Origin of the sequence: Pseudomonas protegens, from assembly GCF_013407925.2 — a bacterium.
Lineage (GTDB): Bacteria > Pseudomonadota > Gammaproteobacteria > Pseudomonadales > Pseudomonadaceae > Aquipseudomonas > Aquipseudomonas fluorescens_AP.
Map to the genome: position 1 here is coordinate 3199721 of NZ_CP060201.1, position 16045 is coordinate 3215765.

Here is a 16045-nt window from a genome sequence, read left to right on the forward strand (position 1 = left end):
TCCATGAAGCGCAAGAACATTCTTTTCATCATGGCCGACCAGATGGCCGCGCCCTTGCTGCCGTTCTACGGTTCATCACCGATCAAGCTGCCGCACCTGAGCCGTCTGGCTGCCCAGGGCGTGGTATTCGATGCCGCCTACTGCAACAGCCCGCTGTGCGCGCCGTCGCGCTTTACCCTGGTCAGCGGCCAGCTGCCGAGCAAGATCGGCGCCTACGACAACGCTGCGGACTTTCCCGCCGACGTGCCCACCTACGCCCACTACCTGCGGCGCCTGGGCTACCGCACCGCGCTGTCGGGCAAGATGCACTTCTGCGGCCCGGACCAGTTGCACGGCTATGAAGAGCGCCTGACCACCGACATCTACCCCGCCGACTACGGCTGGGCGGTGAACTGGGATGAGCCCCAGGTGCGTCCCAGCTGGTACCACAACATGTCCTCGGTGCTGCAGGCCGGGCCCTGCGTGCGCACCAACCAGCTGGATTTCGATGAAGAGGTGGTGTTCAAGGCCCAGCAGTACCTGTTCGACCATGTGCGCGAAGCCGGCGACCAGCCGTTCTGCCTCACCGTGTCCATGACCCACCCCCACGATCCCTACACCATTCCCAAGGCCTTCTGGGACCTGTACCGCGACGAGGAAATCCCACTGCCCCAGACCCCACCGCAGAGCGAACTGGACCCGCATTCCCAGCGCCTGCTCAAGGTCTACGACCTGTGGGACAAACCGCTGCCTGTGGATAAGATCCGCGACGCGCGGCGGGCCTACTTCGGCGCCTGCAGCTATATCGACAGCAACGTCGGCAAGCTGCTGCAGACCCTGGAAGACACCGGGCTGGCGGACGACACCCTGATCGTGTTTTCCGGCGACCACGGCGACATGCTCGGCGAGCGCGGCCTCTGGTACAAAATGCACTGGTTCGAAATGGCCGCCCGGGTGCCGCTGTTGATCTGCGCACCGGGGCAGTTCGCCGCCGGGCGAGTCGGCGCGGCAGTCTCCACCGCCGACCTGCTGCCGACCCTGGTGGAACTGGCCGGCGGCCGCGTGGAACCCGAGCTGCCGCTGGACGGCCGCTCCCTGGTCCCGCACCTGCAAGGGCAGGGCGGCCACGATGAAGTCTTTGGCGAATACATGGCCGAAGGCACCATCAGCCCGTTGATGATGATTCGCCGGGGCGCCTACAAATTCATCTACAGCGAAGACGACCCGTGCCTGCTCTTCGATGTCGCCAACGACCCTCAGGAACACCGCGACCTCAGCCAGTCGCCCGAGCATCGCGCGCTGTTCGACGCCTTCCTCGCCGAGGCCCGGGCCAAGTGGGACATCCCGGCCATTCACCAACAGGTCCTGGCCAGCCAGCGCCGCCGCCGTCTGGTGGCCGACGCCCTGAACCGGGGCACGCGCAAGAGCTGGGATCACCAGCCGCTGGTCGACGCCAGTGCGCAGTACATGCGCAACCACATCGACCTCGACGATCTGGAGCGCAAGGCGCGTTATCCACAACCCTGCCAATACCAATAATCCAAGGGGAAGAGCATGCAAAAGTTATCCACAGCGCTGGCGGTCGGGTTCCTGGCTCTGGGCAGCACAACCGTCTGGGCCGACTCGTGCGCAACCGTGAAGATGGCCGATCCGGGCTGGAGCGACATCGCCGCCACCAACGCCATCGCCAGCTTTCTACTGGACGGCATGGGCTACAAGGCCAAGATCGACACCCTGGCGGTGCCGATCATCTACGGCGGGCTCAAGGACGGTCAGGTGGATGTGTTCCTGGGCAACTGGATGCCGGCGCAGCAGGGTTTCCATGACAAGTTCGTGGCCAATGGCGAGGTGATCCAGCTGGCGAAGAACCTGGAAGGCACCGAGTTCACCCTGGCGGTTCCGGACTACGTGTGGGACGCCGGGGTGCATGACTTTACCGACCTGAACCGGTTCGCCGACAAGTTCGACAAGAAGCTCTACGGCATCGGCTCCGGTGCCCCGGCCAACCTGTCGCTGCAGGAAATCATCAAGCACAACCAGTTCAACCTCGGCCAGTGGAAGCTGATCGAATCCAGCGAACAGGCGATGCTCGCCGAAGTGTCCCGGGCCACGAAAAAGCAGCGCTTCATCACCTTCCTCGGCTGGACCCCGCACCCGATGAACGTGCAGTTGAACATGCGTTACCTGACCGGGGGCAAGCAGTACTTCGGCGCCAGCGGCAGCGTCTACACCCTGACCCGCAAGGGTTATGCACAGGCCTGCCCGAACGTCGGCAAGCTCTTTACCAATCTGCGGTTCACCCAGGACATGGAGAACGCCATCATGGCCGAGGTGGTGAACAACAAGGTCAGCAACGCCGACGCCGCCAAGGCCTGGATCAAGGCCAACCCGGCGGTGCTGGAGCAGTGGCTGGAAGGGGTCCGGACCATTGATGACCAAGAGGCCCTGGCGGCGGTGAAGGGCAAGTTATAAGCCCGAGGTGCTTCGACCATTCGCCGGCAAGCCGGCTCCTACGGGATGAGGGGCCAGCCTCGGCACATGCTCGAGGCCGGACAATGCTTTACCCTGGCCCCCTCGAATCAACCCATCCGTGAGCAACCATGGCCTGGCCCAACCGCCATTCACTCCTGCCTTTTCTCGCCTGGCTGCCGCAGCAGACCCGCGCCAGCGTCGGTCGTGATCTGCTGGTGGGGCTGAGCGGCGCGATCCTCGCCCTGCCGCAATCGATCGCCTATGCGCTGATCGCCGGCTTGCCGCCGGAGTACGGGCTGTACGCGGCCATAGTCCCGGTGCTGATCGCCTGCCTCTGGGGCTCGTCCTGGCACCTGATCTGCGGGCCCACGGCAGCGATCTCCATTGTTCTGTATGCCAGCGTCAGCCCTCTGGCGGTGCCGGCATCCGAGGACTACATCACTCTGATCCTGCTGCTGACCCTGCTGGCCGGGGTCTTCCAGTGGCTGCTGGGGCTGCTGCGCTTCGGCGCCCTGGTGAACTTCGTCTCGCATTCGGTGGTGCTGGGCTTCACCCTCGGTGCCGCGGTGGTGATTGCCCTGGGGCAGTTGCCCAACCTCCTGGGCCTGGAGCTGCCGAACCAGGCCACTGCCCTCAATAGCCTGAGCTTGCTGCTGGAACACCTGGACGCTGTGGACAAGCCTTCGCTATTGCTAGGGCTGGGCACCCTGATCGTCGGCCTCGGCCTGAAGCTGCTGGCGCCACGCTGGCCCAGCCTGTTGCTCAGCCTGGTCCTCAGTGCGCTGGTGGTCTGGCTGCTGCCGGGGCTGTTCGGCCAGGTCAAATTGGTCAGCGCCTTCGTGGGCCGGCTACCGCCCTTGAGCCCGTTGCCACTGGACCTGGAGCTGGTCCTGCGGCTGCTGCCCAGTGCCGTGGCGGTGGGCATGCTGGGGCTGGTGACCAGCCTGTCGATTGCCCGCTCGCTGTCGGTACGTTCGGAACAACTGCTCGACGCCAACCAGGAAGTCCGCGCCCAGGGCCTGTCGAACATGGTCGGGGCGTTTTTCTCCGGCTACCTGTCCTCCGGCTCCTTCACCCGCTCGGGCCTGAGCTACGAAGCCGGCGCCCGCTCGCCCCTGGCCGGGGTGTTCTCGGCGCTGTGGGTGGCGCTGTTCGCGGTGGCCGGCGCCGGGTTGATCGCCCACATCCCGATTCCGGCCATGGCCGGCAGCATCCTGCTGATCTGCTGGGGGCTGGTGGACCACCGGGGCATCCGTGACCTGTTCCGGGTCAGCCGCGCCGAATTTGTGGTGATGAGCCTGACCTGCGTCGCCACCTTGCTCCTGGAGCTGCAGACGGCGATCTATGCCGGGGTCCTGGCGTCGCTGTTCTTCTACCTCAAGCGCACCTCCCAGCCACGGGTGCAGCACTCCAGCGAGGGCGATGCAGACATCCTGCGGGTCGGCGGCTCGATCTTCTTTGGCGCCAGTCATTACCTGCAAGTGCGCATGCAACGCTGCCACGCGCCCAGGCTGGTGATCGACGCCCGGCAGATCAACTTCATCGACTATTCGGGGGTGGCGATGCTGCATCAGGAGGCGCGCCGGCTGAAACGCCAGGGCCGCAGCCTGACCCTGCGCCGGGCGCGGCAAACGGTGAAAGAGGAGTTGATCAAGCTCGAAGGCGCGGCGCACTGCCCGATCCACTTCGAAGACTGACCCCAAGCGTTGAGGGAGACACCAGCTGTGGCGAGCGAGCTTGCTCGCGCTGGCTTGCGCAGCAAGCCCAAGGCCGGTTTCCCGGTTCGGCCTGTTACTGCGCGATAGCCGGTTTACGACCGCTGCGCGCTCGAGCGGGAGCAAGCTCCCTCGCCACACATGATCTTCAGGGGTTTACAGAGCCAACTGGCGGCGCAGTTCGGCCAGCACCGGGGCGCTGTCCGGGCGCACGCCGCGCCACAGGTAGAAGGCTTCCGCCGCCTGTTCGGCCAGCATGCCCAGGCCATCCAGCACCAGCGCCGCGCCATGTTCACGGGCCCAACGGCAGAACGGCGTCGGCTCCTTGCCGTACATCATGTCGTAGCACACCGTTTTGCCCGGCTCGATCAGGCTGCCGGCAATCGGTGGCAATTCTCCCGACAGGCTGGCGGAGGTGGCGTTGATGATCAGGTCCACCGACTCCTGCAGCCAGTCGAAACCACTGGCCGACACCGGGCCCAGGTCGGCAAACAGTTCCGCCAGCCGCTCGGCCTTTTCCACGGTGCGATTGGCAATCACCACCGACGCCGGCCGCTGCGCCAACAGGGGCTCCAAGGCTCCACGCACCGCGCCACCGGCCCCCAGCAGAAGGATGCGCTTGCCCTTGAGGCTGACCCCGGCGTTGACCGTCAGGTCGCGCACCAGTCCGGCGCCGTCGGTGTTGTCCCCCAACAGCCTGCCGTCGGCCTGCTTGCTCAGGGTGTTCACCGCGCCGGCCCGCTGGGCGCGCTCGGTCAGGCTGTCGCACAGGCGATAGGCGTCTTCCTTGAACGGCACGGTGACGTTGGCACCGCGGCCCTGGGCGAAGAAATCGCGGGCAGCCCCGGCGAAATCGTCCAGGGGCGCCAGCAGGGTGTGGTATTCCAGCTGTTGGCCGGTCTGCTGGGCGAACAGCCGGTGGATCAGCGGCGATTTGCTGTGGCTGATCGGATTACCAAAGACAACGTACTGATCCATCTCTCATCCCATTTGCTCAACACACAGGGGTAGGAGCCGCGTCCGCCTTGAAGGCCGTTTCGCCGGCAAGCCGGCTCCTACACGGTGGGGTGGGTTAGTGGCTGGCCGCCAGCCAGTCGCGGTCCTGCAGGAAATACTCGGTCAGGCGTGCTTCTTCGGTGCCCGGCTCGGCCTTCCAGTCGTAGCCCCAGCGCACTTGCGGCGGCAGCGACATGAGGATCGATTCGGTACGCCCGCCCGATTGCAGGCCGAACAAGGTGCCACGGTCGTAGACCAGGTTGAACTCCACGTAGCGGCCCCGGCGGAACTCCTGGAATTCGCGCTGCTGGGCGGTGTAGGCCGCAGCCTTGCGGCGCTGGACGATGGGCAGGTAGGCCTCGATATAGGCATCGCCGATGGCACGCATGAAGGCGAAGCAGGTGTCGAAGTCCCACTCGTTCAAGTCGTCGAAGAACAGGCCGCCGATGCCCCGGGGTTCGTTGCGGTGCTTGAGGTGGAAGTAGCTGTCGCACCAGGCCTTGTAGCGCGGATAGACGTCCGGGCCGAAAGGCGCGCAGGCGCGTTCGGCGACCCGGTGCCAGTGCACGCAGTCTTCTTCATTGCCGTAGTAGGGGGTCAGGTCGAAGCCACCGCCGAACCACCAGACCGGTTCTTCACCTTCCTTCTCGGCAATGAAGAAGCGCACGTTGGCGTGGGACGTCGGCACATGGGGGTTGTACGGGTGGATCACCAGGGACACGCCCAGGGCCTCGAACCCGCGACCGGCCAGTTCCGGACGATGGGCGCTGGCCGAAGGTGGCAGGCCGCTGCCGAACACATGGGAGAAGTTGACCCCGCCCTTTTCGATCACTGCACCGCCACCGATCACCCGGGTGCGTCCGCCACCGCCGGCAGGCCGGGTCCAGGCATCCTCGATGAAGCGCGCGCCGCCGTCTTCGGTTTCCAGGGCAGTGCAAATACGGTCTTGCAGGTCGAGCAGGTAGGCTTTTACGGCCTCGGTGCGGGTAGTCATGGCATCACCTTGAATCGGGCAAAGCTAGGCGGCGCCAGGGATGAAACCGGGGCCGGCGCAAATGGGCGCGTAGCATAACACCGCACCGTGTTCGGTCGCAGTTGACGAAGGTCAAGCAGAGGAGTCCGATAGACCCCTTTCAGGCGACGACCAAGGAGTGAGTGCAGATGGCCAAACGTATCCAGTTCCGGGCCCATGGCGGCCCCGAAGTACTCGAGTATGTGGATTTCCAGCCCGCCGATCCGGGTCCGCAGCAGGTTCGCGTCAGCAACCAGGCCATCGGCCTGAACTTCATCGATACCTATTTCCGCAGCGGCCTGTACGCACCACCGGCGCTGCCGTCGGGCCTGGGCGCCGAAGGGGCCGGGGTGGTGGAAGCCGTGGGCAGCGCGGTGACCCGCTTCAAGGTCGGCGATCGGGTGGCCTACGGCAGCGGCCCACTGGGCGCCTACAGCGATGTGCACGTGTTGCCGGAAGCCAACCTGGTGCACCTGCCGGATGCCATCAGCTTCGAACAGGCGGCCGGGGTGATGCTCAAGGGCCTGACCGTGCAGTACCTGCTGCGTCAGACCTATGAACTCAAGGGTGGCGAAACCGTACTGTTTCACGCGGCCGCCGGTGGCGTCGGCTCCCTGGCCTGCCAGTGGGCCAAGGCCCTCGGGGTGAAACTGATCGGCACCGTCAGCTCGCCGGAAAAAGCCGCCATCGCCAAGGCCCTGGGGGCCTGGGAAACCATCGACTACAGCCATGAAGACGTGGCCCAGCGGGTGCTGGAACTGACCGATGGCAAGAAGTGCCCGGTGGTGTACGACGGCGTGGGCAAGGACACCTGGCTGACGTCCCTGGACTGCCTGGCCCCCCGTGGGCTGATGGTCAGCTTCGGCAATGCCTCGGGCGCGGTGGACGGGGTGAACCTGGGCATTCTGGCGGCCAAGGGCTCGCTGTATGTCACCCGGCCGACCCTGGCCAGCTACGCCAACAATGCCGAGAACCTGCAGCGCATGGCCGACGATCTGTTTGGCATGATCGCCAGCGGCAAGCTGAAGATCGAGATTGGCCAGCGCTTCGCCCTGGCGGATGCCGCCAAGGCGCATATCGAGCTGTCGGCGCGGCGCACCACCGGTTCGACCGTGTTGTTGCCTTGAACGCCTTCGCCGGCAAGCCGGCTCCTACAGATCATTGTAGGAGCCGGCTTGCCGGCGAAGCGGTTCAGGAAGGCCGCACCACCCTGCCGGTGGCCAGATCGCGGATCAGGCTCGGGTTCTTGCGCCCGCCCAGGCTGCCGGTAAGCACCAGATCCAGCTGCCCGCGGAAGTACTGTTCGATGCGCAGCCGCGTGCGCGCCGCCGGCCGCCCCTGGGGATTGGCCGAGGTGGAAATCAGCGGTCCCACCAACGCGCACAGCTCACGCACCAGCGGATGGTCGCTGACCCGCAACGCCACCGTGTCATGCACCCCGGTGACCCACTCCGGCAGCAGGTTCTGATGGGGCACCAGCCAGGTGTTGGGACCCGGCCAGGTGCTGGACATGCGCTCGATCCAGGTGTCGGGGAAATCCTCGAAGAGAAAGTCGAACTGGTGGATGTTGTCGGCGATCAGGATCAGGCCCTTGTCCACCGAGCGTGACTTGATCGCCAACAGGCGATCCACCGCCTCTTCGTTCCACGGATCGCACCCCAAGCCCCAGACCGCTTCGGTTGGGTAGGCAATCACCGCCCCTGCGCGAATCTCTCGTGCGGCTTGTTGCACACGCCAACTGCTGACCATTGCCGAACCTCCAGATAAAAGCTGTGCGCAGTTTACCGATCCTGCCTATAAAACCTAGGGCCTGTTGCCGTTTGGCGACAGGTCGCAACAGCCCTCACGTCGAGCCCGGGCGGGCCAGCCAGCGGCCGTTTTCATTGACCGCCAGGCCATCGATCTCCAACTCGCTCAAGGCCGCCAGCACCCGGGGCAGGGGCCAGCCGCTTTCCCGCGCCAGGGCCTCGCTGGTGTGGGGCGCGGCCAGGAGCAAGGCCAGCAGCGGATGCCCGGCGATTGTGGCGGGCAAGGCCGCCGGCGGCGCCACGTGCTGCCAGCCCCTGAGGGTTTCGAGAATGTGCTGCACGCTTTCCACCAGCACCGCGCCGTCACGGATCAGCTGGTGACAACCCCGGGCACCGGGGTGGTGGATGGAACCGGGTATGGCGTACACCTCGCGGCCCTGTTCCGCCGCCAGGCGGGCGGTGATCAGGGAACCGCTGGCCACGCTGGCTTCCACCACCAGCACGCCGAGGGACAGGCCGCTGATGATCCGGTTGCGCCGGGGGAAGTGCTCCGCACGCGGACCGGTGTCCAGGGCGAACTCGGAAACCACCGCGCTGCCCTGGTCGATCATCGCCTGGGCCAAGGCTCGGTGACGCTGTGGATAACAATTTTCCAGGCCGGTGCCCAGCACCCCCACCGTGTGCCCGCCGACGTCCAGCGCCGCCTGATGCGCGGCGCCATCGATGCCCAGGGCCAGGCCGCTGGTGATCACGAATCCGGCCGCTGCCAGGCTGCGGGAAAACGCCGCCGCAGTGTCCAGTCCCGGGCGCGAAGCGCGGCGGCTGCCCACCATCGCCAGCTGCGGCCGTTCCAGGATCGAAGGGTCGCCAGCGACGAACAACAGCGGCGGCGCATCCTCCAACTGGGCCAGCAAGGCCGGGTAGCCGGGCTGGTCCCACATCAGCAAATGCTGGGCCTGGTTGTCTATCCAGGCCAGGGCACGCCGGGCGCCCTCGCGCACTTCGACGCTGCGCCGGGCATCGCTACAGGCGGCTGGCAGGCCCAGGGCATGCCAGGCAGCGGCCGGTGCGCTGAGGGCTTTGGCCGCTGAACCGAAGGCCTGGAGCAGGCGCTGAAAACGCCTGGGCCCCAGACCGGGCAGGCCATGCAAACGTAAACGGGCTTCCAGTTCCGCAGGGGAAATGGCGCCACTGATCGAGTGCGACATGGATCATCCTTGATCGTCATCGGTCCGGTCGGAGCCGGAACAAGCTGTGGATAAGTCTGTTGGTAACTTGTTGAGGAAAGGTTTCCTGCCGCGCCAGGAAGATGCCCTGCCGAGGTCGGTCTTGCTCTGCCCAACCCCCCGTGCAGCCAACCGCAAGCACGCCAATCAGGCCTGGCGCAGCCGCTTGCAGGTCCGACCGATGGCGGTCCAGCCCAATGGCAGCAGGGCGAACAGACATTTCCTCAGGGGCTGAATCCCTTTATTATGTGCGTTCGCGTAAAACGCCAGAGCCTGCGCGGCTCGCTCCCTTGCAGAGCACGTTTTGCATCGGCGGCCCAGGTCCAGGACCTGTCAGGGCGCCGACTCCGCCCTTACTTCACACGTGTAGCAATTACGCTTATGGCCATTTTAAACATCCTCGAATTCCCTGATCCGCGCCTGCGCACTATCGCCAAACCCGTGGCCGTAGTGGACGACGAAGTGCGTCAGTTGGTCGACGACATGTTTGAAACAATGTATGAGGCCCCAGGCATCGGTCTGGCGGCGACCCAGGTCAACGTGCACAAACGCATCGTGGTCATGGACCTGTCCGAAGACCGCAGCGAGCCACGGGTGTTCATCAACCCCGAATTCGAAGCCCTGACCGACGAGATGGACCAGTATCAGGAAGGCTGCCTGTCGGTGCCGGGTTTCTATGAAAACGTCGACCGTCCGCAGCGGGTCAAGATCAAGGCCCTGGACCGCGACGGCCAGCCCTATGAACTGATCGCCGAGGGCTTGCTGGCGGTGTGCATCCAGCACGAATGCGACCACCTCAACGGCAAGTTGTTCGTCGATTACCTGTCCACGCTCAAGCGTGACCGGATCAAGAAGAAGCTGGAAAAGCAGCATCGCCAGCAGGCTTGATGACCGTCTTGCAAAGGCTTGCTACGGCAAGCCTTTTTCTTTTCCGCATGTTTAACATCGAGAATTCCCATGACTGAGCCATTGCGCATCGTCTTTGCCGGCACCCCCGAATTCGCCGCCGAACACCTCAAGGCCCTGCTCGACAGCCCTTACCAGATCGTCGCGGTCTACACCCAGCCGGACCGCCCGGCCGGTCGTGGGCAGAAGCTGATGCCCAGCCCGGTCAAGCAACTGGCCGTGGAACACCAGATCCCGGTGCTGCAACCGCCTACCCTGCGCAACGCCGAGGCCCAGGCCGAACTGGCGGCGCTCAAGCCGGACCTGATGGTGGTGGTGGCCTACGGCCTGATCCTGCCCCAGGTGGTGCTGGATATCCCGCGCCTGGGCTGCATCAACAGCCACGCCTCGCTGCTGCCGCGCTGGCGCGGTGCGGCGCCGATCCAGCGCGCCGTAGAAGCCGGTGACGCGCAAAGCGGGGTGACCGTGATGCGCATGGAAGCCGGCCTGGACACCGGGCCAATGCTGCTCAAGGTCAGCACCCCGATCAGCGCCCAGGACACCGGCGGCAGCCTGCACGACCGCCTGGCCGAGCTGGGCCCGCCGGCAGTGCTGCAAGCCATCGAAGGCCTGGCCGCCGGCACCCTGCAAGGCGAAGTCCAGGACGACAGCCTGGCCACCTACGCCCACAAGCTGAACAAGGACGAGGCGCGCATCGACTGGAACCGCCCGGCCGTGGAGCTGGAGCGCCTGGTCCGGGCCTTCAATCCCTGGCCGATCTGCCACAGCACGCTCAATGGCGAAGCCCTGAAAGTCCTGGCCGCCACCCTGGCCGAAGGCCGTGGCGCCCCGGGCGAGATCCTCGGCGCCAGCAAGGACGGGCTGATCGTCGCCTGCGCTGAGCAGGCGCTGTGCCTGACCCGCCTGCAACTGCCCGGCGGCAAGGCGCTGAACTTCAGCGACCTGTTCAACAGCCGCCGCGAGAAATTCGCCCTCGGCACCGTCCTCGGCCAAGCGGCGGACGCCCAATGAACCCGCGCCTGGCCGCCGCCAAGGCCCTGACCGCGGTCCTCAACGGCAAGGCCTCGCTCAACAGCTCGCTGCCGATCCAGCTGGACAAGGTCGAGGTCCGTGATCGCGGCTTCACCCAGGACCTGGCGTTCGGCACCGCGCGCTGGCAGCCACGGCTGTCGGCGCTGGCGGCCAAGCTGCTGCAGAAGCCGTTCAAGGCCGCCGATGCCGATGTCGAGGCGCTGCTGCTGGTGGGCCTGTATCAACTGCTCTACACCCGGGTGCCGGCCCACGCAGCCATCGGCGAAACCGTGGGTTGCGCCGACAAACTGAAAAAGCCCTGGGCCAAGGCCCTGCTCAACGCCGTGCTGCGCCGCGCCCAGCGTGAAAGCGAGGCCCTGCTGGCCGAGCTGGAACACGACCCGGTGGTGCGCACCGCCCACCCGCGCTGGCTGCAGAAATCCCTCAAGGCCTTCTGGCCCGAGCACTGGGAAGCCATCTGCGCCGCCAACAACGCTCACCCGCCGATGATCCTGCGGGTCAATCGCCGGCATCATGCGCGGGACGCCTACCTGAAGCTGCTGAGCGCAGCGGGAGTGGCGGCCAAGGCCTGCGTCTACAGCCAGGACGGCATCGTCCTCGACGCAGCCGGCGACGTTCGCAGCCTGCCGGGCTTTGCCGAAGGCTGGATCAGCGTGCAGGACGAAGCCGCGCAACTGGCTGCCGAGCTGCTGGAGCTGGCGCTGGGGCAGCGGGTGCTGGATGCCTGCTGCGCGCCGGGGGGCAAGACCTGCCACATCCTCGAAGTGCAGCCGGAGCTGGCCGGCGTGGTGGCGGTGGACCTGGAAGCCAAGCGCCTGGTGCGGGTGCGGGAAAACCTCGACCGCCTGAAGCTCGATGCCCAGCTGATTGCCGCCGACGGCCGCGACACCCAGGCCTGGTGGGACGGCCAGCCGTTCCAGCGGATCCTGTTGGACGCGCCTTGCTCGGCCACCGGGGTGATCCGTCGCCACCCGGACATCAAGCTGACCCGCCAACCGGAAGACATCGCCGCCCTGGCGCAGCTGCAAGGCGAATTGCTGGACGCCCTGTGGCAGACCCTGGAAGTGGGCGGCATCCTGCTCTACGCCACCTGCTCGACCCTGCCGACCGAGAACACCGAAGTCATCGAAGCCTTCCTGGCCCGAACCCCGGGCGCCCGTGAATTGGACATCGGCGGCCAACTGGGGCAGCCTGCGGCCGGCCTCAAGCAGCCCCACGGACGCCAGTTGCTGGCGCAAGAGGGCGGCCACGACGGCTTCTACTACGCCAAGTTGATCAAGATCGCCGCCGCACGCGGCTAAACGGTTTTAAGGGAGTGACTGGATGAAAATCATCATCCTCGGCGCCGGGCAAGTGGGCGGCACACTGGCGGAACACCTGGCCAGCGAAGCCAACGACATCACCGTGGTCGACACCGACGGCGAACGCCTGCGCGGCCTCGGTGATCGCCTGGACATCCGCACCGTGCAAGGCCGCGGCTCCTTTCCCACGGTGCTGCGCCAGGCCGGAGCCGACGACGCCGACATGCTGGTGGCGGTGACCAACAGCGACGAAACCAACATGATCGCCTGCCAGGTCGCCCACACCCTGTTCAACACCCCGACCAAGATCGCCCGGGTGCGCGAAGCCGCCTACCTGACCCGCGCCGGGCTGTTCGACAACGACGCCATCCCGGTCGACGTACTGATCAGCCCCGAGCAGGTGGTAACCAACTACATCAAGCGCCTGATCGAGCACCCTGGTGCCCTGCAAGTGATCGACTTCGCCGAAGGCAAGGCGCAACTGGTGGCGGTCAAGGCCTACTACGGCGGCCCGCTGGTGGGCCAGCAACTGCGCCAGCTGCGCGAGCACATGCCCAACGTCGATACCCGGGTGGCGGCGATCTTCCGGCGCGACCGGCCGATCATGCCCAAGGGCGACACGGTGATCGAGGCCGACGACGAGGTGTTCTTCATCGCCGCCAAGGCCCATATCCGCGCGGTGATGAGCGAGATGCGCCGCCTGGAAGAGTCCTACAAGCGCATCGTCATCGCCGGTGGCGGGCAGATCGGCGAGCGCCTGGCCGAGGCCATCGAAAGCCGCTATCAGGTGAAGATCATCGAGATGAACCCGGCCCGCTGCCGCTACCTGTCCGACACCCTGGACAGCACCGTGGTGCTGCAGGGCAGCGCCTCGGACCGCGACCTGCTACTGGAAGAGAACATCGCCGACGCCGACATCTTCCTGGCCCTGACCAACGACGACGAGGCCAACATCATGTCCTCGCTGCTGGCCAAGCGCCTGGGGGCGAAGAAGGTCATGACCATCATCAACAACCCGGCCTATGTCGACCTGATCCAGGGCGGCGACATCGACATCGCCATCAGCCCGCAACTGGCCACCATCGGCACTCTGCTGGCTCACGTGCGCCGCGGCGACATCGTCAGCGTGCACTCCCTGCGCCGTGGCGCGGCGGAAGCCATCGAGGCCATCGCCCACGGCGACGCCAAGTCGAGCAAGGTGATCGGCCGCGCCATCGAGAACATCGGCCTGCCGCCGGGCACTACCATCGGCGCGATCATTCGTGACGAAGAAGTGCTGATCGCCCACGACGATACGGTGATCGAAGCCGGCGACCACGTGATCCTGTTCCTTGTGGATAAAAAGCACATTCGCGACGTGGAGAAACTGTTCCACGTCGGCCTGAGCTTCTTCTGACCCGTAGGAGCCGGCTTGCCGGCGAAGGGCCCTTGAGCGCGCATTCGCCGGCAAGCCGGCTGCTACAGATGAGGTAATGGTGATGCTGGAATCCCTGGAAAAAATGCTCGCCAAGGGTGTGGATAACGCCCTGCTGCGCTTCGGCCTGGGCAAGGGTTACCTGGATCAGGGCGAGTTCGCCAAGGCCGCCGAGCACCTGCAACGCTGCGTGGGCTTCGATCCCAAGTATTCAGCGGCCTGGAAGCTGCTGGGCAAAGCCTGTCAGGGGCAGGGCGACCTTCAAGGGGCGCGCCAGGCCTGGGAGCAGGGGCTGGAAGCGGCCCGGGGCCACGGCGACAAGCAGGCGGAAAAGGAAATGACCGTGTTCATCAAGAAGCTCGAGCGCCAAGCCGGGGCCTGAGCGCCTGCTCACAGGTAGCGCAGGGCGATCCCTTCCGCGTCCGCCTGGACCACTTCCATGCGCACCCTGGGCGCCGCCGTCGGCAAGCCTTGCACCTGGCCATAGACCACCGCGCCCTTGGGCAATTGCGCCAGGGCCGGGCTTTGCACGTAGACGCCACTGGCAGACAGGTTGCGCGTCTGCCCCAGGCATTCGCCAATGCTCTCGTGGGAAATCTTGATGCGAAACGACTTGCGGTGCTCGGACATCTTCTGCGCCCTTGTTGTGTGTGCTGTGGATAACACCTGCAAGAAGGTTATCCACAGATCGTGCCAGCGCTGTCAGTACCAGCGCGCCTCGCCCGGAGGGCGCTTCTTGAAGCGTTTCATGCTCCACATGTACTGGCTCGGATACGCCCCGACATAACGCTCGACCACCTTGCTCATGGCTGCGCAGGAGGTTTCGGTGTCGGTGCTGTACATCTCTTCCGGGGCCGCTTCGAGGATCACCTTGTAGCCCGAGCCATCGGGCAGGCGCAGGGCGTGGAGGAACACCCCCACCGCCTTGCCGCCGGCCAGCATGTTCGGCACGAACTTGCTGGTCAGGGCCTGGGTGGCGAAGAAGGGTACGAAGATCCCGGCGGATTCGGCCGGTTCCGGGTCGGCGGGAATGCCCACCGCACCGCCCTTGCGCACTTCCTTGATGACGCTGAGGATGCCTTCCTTGGTCGAGGCCGCCACGCGGTTGCCCAGTTGCACCCGCTGCTTGCGCAGCAGTTCGTCCACCGCCTTGAGCTTGGGCGGACGGTAGAAAATGATCGGTTTGCACTGGCTGCAATAGAAGTGGTTGAGCACTTCCCAGTTGCCCAGGTGGCTGGTGATGCCGACCACGCCCTTGCCCGAGGCCAGGGCGTCCTTGAGCACGTCCAGGCCCTCGACTTCACGCACCAGGGCGAGAGAGCGCTCGGCCGGCCAGATCCAGGCGCAGGCGCTTTCGGTCAGGGACTTGCCGATGTCTTTCAGGCTCTGGCCCACCAGGCGCTCGCGCTCGGCGGGGTCCATCTGTGGAAAACACTTGGCCAGGTTGATGCGCACCACCTCGCGGGAGCGATTGGGGGTTTTCCACATGATCCAGCCGATGGCCGCGCCGACCGCCTGCACCGCGCGCCAGGGCAGCAGGGCAAACAACCGCAGAGCGCCCACCAGCAGGGCGCCTTTGAACTTATCCACAAATGACTCCTGATCTGTCGGTCATGAAGCGTGTAGCGAGCCGGCTATTCTAACCGCGCGTTGGCGAGGATGGCGTAGCGATCACAGTCGCGGGTGTGATCCATGACCATGCCCGAAGCCTGCATCAGCGCGTAGCAGATGGTCGGGCCGACGAAGGTGAAACCGGCTTTCTGCAGGCCGCGGCTCATGGCTTCGGCCTCCGGGGTCACGGCCGGCACTTGGCTGCGGTCGTTGAAATGATTGATCTTCGGCACGCCGCCGACGAAGGACCAGAGAAAGCCCACCGGGTCTTCCAGCTCCAGCCAGGCCTGGGCGTTGCGCCGGGCGGCATTGAGCTTGAGGCGATTGCGGATGATGCCCGGGTCCTGCATCAGGTCCTCGATCTCGGCGTCGCTCATCTGCGCCACGCGCTGCACGTCGAAGCCGAACAGCACCTGGCGATAGCGCTCGCGCTTCTTCAGCACAGTGATCCAGGACAGCCCGGCCTGGAACCCTTCGAGCAATAACAACTCGAACAGACGCTGCTCATCGCGCAGCGGCACGCCCCACTCCTGATCGTGATAAGCCATGTACAGCGGATCTTCGGAACACCAAAAGCAGCGTGGCATAAGGCTCCAGGGGGCGTGCGCAGGACTGAATCGGGTATACTCCCGC

The 16045-nt window shown here is 65.6% G+C and carries 16 protein-coding genes; 9 read left to right on the forward strand and 7 right to left on the reverse strand.

Annotated elements, in window-relative coordinates; translation table 11 throughout:
• The first annotated feature begins 3 nt into the window (after positions 1–3).
• The 3 genes from betC to GGI48_RS14760 all read left to right on the forward strand — a co-directional run bounded on the left by betC (position 4) and on the right by GGI48_RS14760 (position 4148).
• Positions 4–1518: a choline-sulfatase gene (gene betC / locus GGI48_RS14750; protein ID WP_179598933.1), complete on the forward strand. Its 1515-nt coding sequence runs from the start codon at positions 4–6 to the stop codon at positions 1516–1518.
• A gap of 15 nt (positions 1519–1533) precedes the next feature.
• Positions 1534–2451 (forward strand): choline ABC transporter substrate-binding protein, encoded by a 918-nt coding sequence (choX, locus tag GGI48_RS14755; RefSeq protein WP_179598935.1) that lies wholly within the window; start codon positions 1534–1536, stop codon positions 2449–2451.
• 128 nt (positions 2452–2579) lie between these two features.
• Positions 2580–4148 (forward strand): SulP family inorganic anion transporter, encoded by a 1569-nt coding sequence (locus tag GGI48_RS14760; protein WP_179598937.1) that lies wholly within the window; start codon positions 2580–2582, stop codon positions 4146–4148.
• Positions 4149–4322: 174 nt separating this feature from the next.
• On the opposite strand, the gene aroE is transcribed toward GGI48_RS14760, so the two are convergent.
• Entirely contained in the window at positions 4323–5144 is an 822-nt protein-coding gene (gene aroE / locus GGI48_RS14765; RefSeq protein WP_179598942.1) for a shikimate dehydrogenase, read from the reverse strand.
• A 94-nt stretch (positions 5145–5238) separates the two neighbouring features.
• Complete coding sequence (gene hemF, locus GGI48_RS14770) at positions 5239–6156, reverse strand: oxygen-dependent coproporphyrinogen oxidase (RefSeq protein ID WP_179598944.1); 918 nt, start codon at positions 6154–6156, stop codon at positions 5239–5241.
• A gap of 167 nt (positions 6157–6323) precedes the next feature.
• Here hemF and GGI48_RS14775 point away from each other — a divergent pair, with 167 nt between their 5' ends.
• On the forward strand, positions 6324–7301 hold the full coding sequence (locus GGI48_RS14775) for an NADPH:quinone reductase (protein WP_016965148.1): 978 nt from the start codon (positions 6324–6326) through the stop codon (positions 7299–7301).
• A gap of 64 nt (positions 7302–7365) precedes the next feature.
• On the opposite strand, the gene GGI48_RS14780 is transcribed toward GGI48_RS14775, so the two are convergent.
• Both GGI48_RS14780 and dprA read right to left on the reverse strand, forming a co-directional pair.
• Positions 7366–7923, reverse strand: coding sequence for an L-threonylcarbamoyladenylate synthase (locus GGI48_RS14780; RefSeq protein WP_016965149.1), 558 nt, complete (start codon positions 7921–7923; stop codon positions 7366–7368).
• Positions 7924–8017: 94 nt separating this feature from the next.
• Positions 8018–9130 carry a DNA-processing protein DprA gene (gene dprA / locus GGI48_RS14785; RefSeq protein WP_179598946.1) on the reverse strand — a complete coding sequence of 371 codons (1113 nt, stop codon included), beginning with the start codon at positions 9128–9130 and terminating at the stop codon, positions 8018–8020.
• A 399-nt stretch (positions 9131–9529) separates the two neighbouring features.
• Between dprA and def the strand changes: the two genes are divergently transcribed.
• The 5 genes from def (at position 9530) to GGI48_RS14810 (ending at position 14183) form a co-directional block, all read left to right on the forward strand.
• Complete coding sequence (gene def / locus GGI48_RS14790) at positions 9530–10036, forward strand: peptide deformylase (protein ID WP_016963401.1); 507 nt, start codon at positions 9530–9532, stop codon at positions 10034–10036.
• Positions 10037–10105: 69 nt separating this feature from the next.
• Positions 10106–11065 (forward strand): methionyl-tRNA formyltransferase, encoded by a 960-nt coding sequence (gene fmt, locus GGI48_RS14795; protein WP_016963400.1) that lies wholly within the window; start codon positions 10106–10108, stop codon positions 11063–11065.
• Positions 11062–12387: a 16S rRNA (cytosine(967)-C(5))-methyltransferase RsmB gene (gene rsmB / locus GGI48_RS14800; RefSeq protein WP_179598948.1), complete on the forward strand. Its 1326-nt coding sequence runs from the start codon at positions 11062–11064 to the stop codon at positions 12385–12387. Before fmt ends, rsmB begins: the two co-directional genes overlap by 4 nt.
• Before the next feature lie 22 nt (positions 12388–12409).
• On the forward strand, positions 12410–13783 hold the full coding sequence (gene trkA, locus GGI48_RS14805) for a Trk system potassium transporter TrkA (RefSeq protein WP_016963398.1): 1374 nt from the start codon (positions 12410–12412) through the stop codon (positions 13781–13783).
• Between the two features lie 79 nt (positions 13784–13862).
• The gene (locus GGI48_RS14810) at positions 13863–14183 is read left to right on the forward strand and encodes a tetratricopeptide repeat protein (RefSeq protein WP_161799198.1); all 321 of its coding nucleotides are present in this window, start codon (positions 13863–13865) and stop codon (positions 14181–14183) included.
• Positions 14184–14191: 8 nt separating this feature from the next.
• On the opposite strand, the gene GGI48_RS14815 is transcribed toward GGI48_RS14810, so the two are convergent.
• From GGI48_RS14815 to GGI48_RS14825, 3 genes are all read right to left on the reverse strand, one after another.
• Entirely contained in the window at positions 14192–14431 is a 240-nt protein-coding gene (locus GGI48_RS14815) for a PilZ domain-containing protein (RefSeq protein WP_016963396.1), read from the reverse strand.
• 72 nt (positions 14432–14503) lie between these two features.
• Positions 14504–15391 (reverse strand): lysophospholipid acyltransferase, encoded by an 888-nt coding sequence (locus GGI48_RS14820; protein ID WP_047306735.1) that lies wholly within the window; start codon positions 15389–15391, stop codon positions 14504–14506.
• Between the two features lie 44 nt (positions 15392–15435).
• Complete coding sequence (locus GGI48_RS14825) at positions 15436–15999, reverse strand: DNA-3-methyladenine glycosylase I (protein WP_016963389.1); 564 nt, start codon at positions 15997–15999, stop codon at positions 15436–15438.
• Positions 16000–16045 lie beyond the last annotated feature (46 nt).